General features: G+C 54.4%; 4 protein-coding genes. 2 read left to right on the top strand and 2 right to left on the bottom strand.

The genetic code is table 11. The features are described from left to right. A partial coding sequence (locus AX760_RS02750; protein ID WP_175552002.1) for a P-loop NTPase family protein occupies positions 1-387 on the bottom strand: 387 nt, incomplete at its 3' end. 9 nt (positions 388-396) lie between these two features. After that, positions 397-1,023 carry an acyl-homoserine-lactone synthase gene (traI, locus tag AX760_RS02745; RefSeq protein WP_071831310.1) on the bottom strand — a complete coding sequence of 209 codons (627 nt, stop codon included), beginning with the start codon at positions 1,021-1,023 and terminating at the stop codon, positions 397-399. Between the two features lie 388 nt (positions 1,024-1,411). On the opposite strand from traI, the gene repA reads away from it, so the two are divergent. Next, positions 1,412-2,602 (top strand): plasmid partitioning protein RepA, encoded by a 1,191-nt coding sequence (gene repA, locus AX760_RS02740; protein WP_071831309.1) that lies wholly within the window; start codon positions 1,412-1,414, stop codon positions 2,600-2,602. Positions 2,603-2,686: 84 nt separating this feature from the next. After that, entirely contained in the window at positions 2,687-3,682 is a 996-nt protein-coding gene (repB, locus tag AX760_RS02735) for a plasmid partitioning protein RepB (RefSeq protein ID WP_071831308.1), read from the top strand. Positions 3,683-3,715 lie beyond the last annotated feature (33 nt).

Here is a 3,715-nt window from a genome sequence, read left to right as displayed (position 1 = left end):
CATCACCCCCATGCGGACATAGTCTTCGAGCGGGATAAGTCGGGATGCTCGGCGCCGGATCGTGAAGGCCGGCCTTGCGACGATCGGAGGCAACAAGCCTTCAAAACGATGGCCGCCAATCGGCAATTCCCCCGAGATGATCGGCTGGTCGGTATCGACTTCCGCCTGAAGCGCGTGAGCAACGGTACCGATCACCATCTCTGCAGCCGCCGCCGACATTTCGCCGGCCCCGACAACGCCGTGACCGAGACGTTCGATAAATAGCTTTCCATCAGGGTTCAGCATGATCTCGACAACGGTGGCGTCATCCAATGCGATGCATATCTGGTCGCCGAGCGCCTCTTGAAGTTTTCGGACGAGCCGAGGATGAGAGCGAAGTTGTGTCACGGGCTCTCCTTACGCGACCTTGCCGAGTGGGATGGTGAACTTGGAGCGATAGTTTGCTGGCCGGAGTTTTTGGAAGATCTCCGAACTCGCCGGCAAAGTACCTGCCACCGCCATCGTGACGCCGATCTTCTTCGGGTCACCCAGACGCGCGAGCGGCCAGCCCACACGCGCAAGTATTCGTTCGAACCTGAGATCGGTGACGGTCACGATTTCCCTAAATCCGTTTGCGATTGACCATTCGATGATCCCTGCGAACATGGTCAGGGTTACTTCGTGTACCGAGCCCTCTCCCCTTCCCTCGCCAAGCGTGGTGTCCACGCAGAAACGCGAGCTCTCAATCATAGCCGCGTGGGCATCTAGGTGTCCGGAGGGAAGCAGCGACGGGAAGACGTCCACCAGCATCGTCGGCCCAAGCGCAGGAAGAAGTCGGGCGCATCCCGCAACCCTGCCAATGTTGTCTACGGTCAGAACGTAGGTCGGTTGAAGAGTGTCGAAATCGTCCGACTCGCAGCCATCCGAGACATCAACATCCCAACCCAGACGATCGGAAAAGACACGAGCACGTAGCTCATGGTGGCTTTTAAGGAGCGCTGCCTCGTGAGTATCTCGCGGCGTTGAGATCGTGACAATCTGCATGAATTTCTCCGTCGTTGTTGGTCGCCGAGAAATGAGCACAGATCGGATTCGAGGTGCAGTTGTATAATCCTACAATGTCTCACCGGTGAGTCGCACCGTGGTGAACACTCCTCTTGAGAGGTTGCGGCGGTTTTGCCCAGTTCACGAGGACATGCGGTTGTAGGATTAACAGTAAAACAAAACGGGAACGCGAACGTATCTGTCATTCGCTAAATCAATGTAAACACGAGAGAAAAAGATTGAAGATGCAAAGTCCGTCGAATTCTTGTTAAGTTTTTGTTAACTTTAAAACCCTTGCGGCTGCGTTAGAATCGAGAGATAGTTTCGCAAATGGTGGCTTTGTGGCCATTTTTTCGAAAATGAAGCCCTCCGGGATATAGTTTGCAAAATGAGCCATCCTCAGCCCAACAGATTTGATATCGAGATTGCCCAGCAAGGGGCAAAGATTTCTAATGCGTTGCATATGCTGCGCAGCCAACAATATCCCCCGGACGCAAAGAAGGGCTTACGCAAGTTTCAACTCGGAGAAGTCGCGGACTTCATCGGGGTTACCCAGAGCCATCTTCGGCAAATTCACTTGGAGGGCAAGGGCCCCGAAATCGAATCGGTTGGTGGGCGGCGCTATTACACGGCTGATCAGATGTTGGAACTTCGGGACTATCTCGAGGCCAACAAAAAATCCGACAAGAGATATTACGTTCCCCGGCGCCGTGAAGGCGAGCCTATGCAGGTCGTGTCGGTGGTAAATTTCAAGGGCGGAAGCGGGAAGACCACGACCGCTGCGCACCTTGCCCAATACCTGGCCCTCACCGGCCATCGCGTACTTGCGGTCGATCTCGATCCACAGGCATCACTGACGTCCCTGTTCGGAATACAGCCTGAACTTGATGATACTGCATCACTATACGAAGCGCTTCGTTTCGATGACGAGCGGAAATTTATCTCGGAAGTCATCCAGCCAACCAACATTCCGGGCCTTGATGTGGTTCCGGCAAGTCTGGTCCTGCAGGAATATGAGTATGATGTGCCCCTCGCAATCTCCTCCAAGAAGGGAGAGGACGGTCGGTTGTTTTACATGCGCATCTTCAATGCGCTGAAGCAGGTCGACGACAGATATGATGTGGTCGTTATCGATTGCCCCCCACAGCTGGGATATCTGACAATCACCGCCCTTATGGCTTCGACAGGGATTCTGATCACCATCCACCCCCAGATGCTGGATATCATGTCGATGAGCCAGTTCCTGATGATGTTGGGCGGCATAATGGGTCCGGTCGCGGAGGCAGGCGCCGAGATGCGAGTCGAATGGTTCCGCTATCTCGTGACTCGCTTCGAACCGACGGACATACCGCAAGCCCAGATGGTTGGGTTTATGCAATCGATGTTCGCCCAGCAAATGTTGCGAAATCATGTGCTCAAGTCGACAGCTATCTCTGATGCTTCTATAAAGAAGCAGACGCTGTACGAGGTAGAGCGAGGCGATTTCGTCCGGTCTACTTATGACCGCGCAATGGAGAGCCTGAACGCAGCCAACGGTGAAATCATGGAGCTGATCCACGGCGCATGGGGGCGGAAATGACGTACTTGTCAGCCGTTTTTGCGCGGGGATTTATGAAACATATCAATCCCTTGTCGAAGTTGAAAGCGAGTTTGGAGGCCGACTATGGCGCGTGAAAATCCTTTTTCTAAACTGGATATGGCTTCCATCGAATCTAACCAGACACCGACAAAGCCTGGCTACGGCATGACGGGGGCGGCGAAGACGGTTGTTCGGTCGATTGAGGATTTGGCAGAGAACACCAAGAAGCTGATGGAAGGCGAGGTAATCGTGGAACTGGATCCGCGGTTGATTGACGTCTCCTTTGTCGCCGATCGCCTTTCCGACGATGGCGAGGAGTACCAGGAACTTAAGCAAGCGATCAAGGCGTCCAGCCAGACGTCGCCGATTCTGGTTCGACCCAGTCCGTTGGATAGTCAACGGTTCATGGTGGTTTTCGGTCACCGCCGTCTCAAAGTAGCCAAAGAACTTGGAATTCCAGTCAAGGCGGTAGTCAAAAAACTGGACGACATCACCTCCGCTATCGCCCAGGGGCAGGAAAATTCCGCCCGCTCCAATCTGTCGTTCATCGAGCGCGCGTACTTCGCGCAGAACCTGCTCGCCTCTGGAATGGCGAAGGATGTGGTTCGGTCGTCGCTCGCGATCGATGAGGCGATGCTTTCAAAAATGCTCGGTGTCGTGGAGGCCGTACCAGCGTCGATCCTCAAGGTGCTCGGAGCGTCCAAGAAGATCGGACGTGACAGGTGGCTGAGCCTCCGTCAATTGCTTCTTGCCCCTGCCCTCCTGAAGGTTGCCACGGAGCGTGTGGAAACCGCAGAGTTCGTCGAGCTGACTGAAGACAAGCGGTTCGATGAGCTCCATGACTACCTGAGGCGCTACAAGGCCAAATCGGCTGCAAAGAAGCCCAAGGCCAGTGCGTCCGGGAAGGGTTGGACGTCGAGCGACAGTTCACTGAATTTCGTGCTGAATGCCAAATCGAAGAAGGTTGGGATCGAGCTTTCGAATGTCGAAGCGAAGCCCTTCAGCGAGTGGCTATCAGCCCACATGGATCGTTTGTATGACGAGTACAGAGGATCGAAGCAGGAAAACAACGGAGACTGAACCGCAAAAGAAAAAGGCCCCCAAACGGTAAAC

The organism is Pararhizobium antarcticum (assembly GCF_001885585.1).
In the GTDB taxonomy this organism is placed as follows: Bacteria; Pseudomonadota; Alphaproteobacteria; order Rhizobiales; family Rhizobiaceae; genus Pararhizobium; species Pararhizobium antarcticum.
This window is presented reverse-complemented; position numbering and strand designations above follow the sequence as displayed.